Annotated in this window: 2 protein-coding genes; both read right to left on the bottom strand. The window is 35.5% G+C overall.

Annotation, left to right across the window (positions count from 1 at the left end; all coding sequences use genetic code 11):
• Positions 1-272: 272 nt before the first annotated feature.
• A complete protein-coding gene (locus GD002_RS17550) occupies positions 273-647 on the bottom strand; it encodes a hypothetical protein (protein ID WP_153733653.1) in 375 nt (124 codons plus the stop codon).
• Positions 648-1059: 412 nt separating this feature from the next.
• Positions 1060-1383, bottom strand: coding sequence for a hypothetical protein (locus GD002_RS17545; RefSeq protein WP_153733652.1), 324 nt, complete (start codon positions 1381-1383; stop codon positions 1060-1062).
• Positions 1384-1773: the final 390 nt, after the last annotated feature.

Below are 1773 nucleotides of genomic sequence, written 5' to 3'. Positions count from 1 at the left end.
AAGTATGGTGTTTTTGTTACTCGCAAATGCGACGCTTATAAATATACCACCGCTTCAATTACTTTGCAAGCTTTTTCAATAATTTTTCTAAATAACTTTCATAGGCTCTACCACACCAGACTTTGTTGTACTTATGGCTTAAAAATCTTTTTGCAATTTCAGTAGAGATTAGGTTGTCTAAAAAGTAGACCTCAATATCATAGTGCGTTTCATTGATTCGAATGATCTCCTGCTTTGTCAGGATGCAGTCGGTACTGAGGATGGCTAGTTATTTACTTCGCTTGTTGTAGTTTCACATGAAGACCAATTTGACTGGGGTGCCATTTGCCTATCAAGATATGCATGGAACGATGGCAATCTTTCTTTAACTGGGTGGTTTGCAACAGCCTATAGAACTGTTTCAGGGAAACACACACTCTATTGACGATATAACACTTCTTGGTTTTCTTAACCATCCCACTCACATTCAACTGCTGATCTTGTAATGGTTTAAATTTATGAAACCAAGAATTCATCAGGACATCACTTGCGTCTACTCCATTCACCAGTGTGCTTTTGTTAATTTCCAAAGAGATTGCGTTGATTTGAGTTTTTTGGAACTGAGCAGGTAGGTATCGATCATATGCAGAATAATTGATAATCAACACATACGGATAATCCTGATCTGTTAGATGCATCACATTTTGAATTGTAAATTTGATTGGTTAGTTTAAATAAGCATACATACATAAGGACACCTCATCTGTGACAGTGTCTTCTAGACATACACTCTCTCCAAATAGCGAGGTATTTTTTCATTTAAAGCTGCCAAGCATGATAAGGGATAAGTATTAGATTTAAGATTCACTATGGGTAGCGCTTATTTTGTTGATGCGAAAGTTGAGTAATTGATTAAACTTTATTAAGTTTTAAGTTTTCTAAATAACCACGGTTTATTTATTCAAAGCATATTATTCATTACGAATGGTGAAATACCATCCTGCAAGCAATACGGGGAATCGGATTCGACTGCTGTCTTATCGGATAGCTGTCATTGATCGAATTCAACATCCTGAATGTCTAACATATAGGGTTCTGTTTATCTAATTCAAAAATAACAACATTAAAAGAGCTATCTAATTCTTTGCTAATTTCTTGAATTTGCTTCTTCATCAAATCCAACTGTTTCTTATTTTGTTGTACTGTATCCATATGCTCATTTTGTTCTTCAGCATTTAAATAGGCACTTTCTGCACGTTCCACAGAATTAAACGCGTGCTCAACTGCCATTTCCTCCGGATGTGACATTGCTTGTTTCACAGAACGATCCGCCTTTTGAATAGAATTACTAAAAAAAGTACTTGGATGGTCTTTCTTCCAACTTGTATTCGAATCCTTTGCCATATAGTTTCGCCTCCCAAGGGTAAGATATGTTCACGTCTTGCTTAGTATTTGAAATTGAATTGAAATTATGCGTGTGGGAGATATTAACAAATAAAAAGCATATTCCTCATGTTTAAGAATCTATTATCATTAGCATCGTATTTTATATGAATATAAACTTAATTTTCCTTAATTTATATTTAGCATAAAAATCTTCTATAATGGATTGGAGGAGTAACCTATTTCGATTAATTATTTGAATAATAAATGAAGGCAGAACGTACTTGCAGATCAGTCGCTTTCTCCGCCTTTTTGCATCAGTAGCTATTTTTCCCTGAACGCACAAAAAAGCCACTCCCCATAGGGAATGGCTTTGTGCCTGGCAACGTCTTACTCTCACAGGGGGAAGCC

It is taken from the genome of Sporosarcina obsidiansis (assembly GCF_009651005.1).
In the GTDB taxonomy this organism is placed as follows: Bacteria; Bacillota; Bacilli; order Bacillales_A; family Planococcaceae; genus Sporosarcina; species Sporosarcina obsidiansis.
This window is presented reverse-complemented; position numbering and strand designations above follow the sequence as displayed.